The following is a 289-nucleotide window of genomic DNA, read 5'->3' as shown; positions in this document are numbered from 1 at the left end:
TTGCAGTCACTCACGCGCAAGTACGGTGTCAACCTGAGCGTGAGCTACTTCCTCGGCATTGCAATTGGCCCGCTGGTGGCCGACCTTTTCTCTATTCTGTCGCCGGTGGAAAGGCGGCGCATGCGTCGCGAGAGCATGTCGAAATTCGCGCTTGCGCCCGACGTCATGCGTTGGAGCGGCTACTTCCCGAATCCGCTGAAGGTGCTCGACCGGCAACAGACTGCCTGTACCGTGGCGACGGCCGCCGTGTCGAGCGCAACCTTCGTGTTCAGCCCGGTTGCGATGACCG

Annotated in this window: 1 protein-coding gene; it reads left to right on the top strand. The window is 61.9% G+C overall.

What is annotated here, in order from left to right; translation table 11 throughout:
• On the top strand, positions 1 to 289 hold a 289-nt coding region (locus EN859_RS37265), incomplete at both ends, for a hypothetical protein (protein WP_210237787.1).

The sequence above is a fragment of the Mesorhizobium sp. M00.F.Ca.ET.216.01.1.1 genome (assembly GCF_004010325.2).
GTDB lineage: Bacteria > Pseudomonadota > Alphaproteobacteria > Rhizobiales > Rhizobiaceae > Mesorhizobium.
The sequence above is the reverse complement of the archived record's forward strand: the minus strand, read 5'-3'. Positions and strand labels throughout refer to the sequence as shown.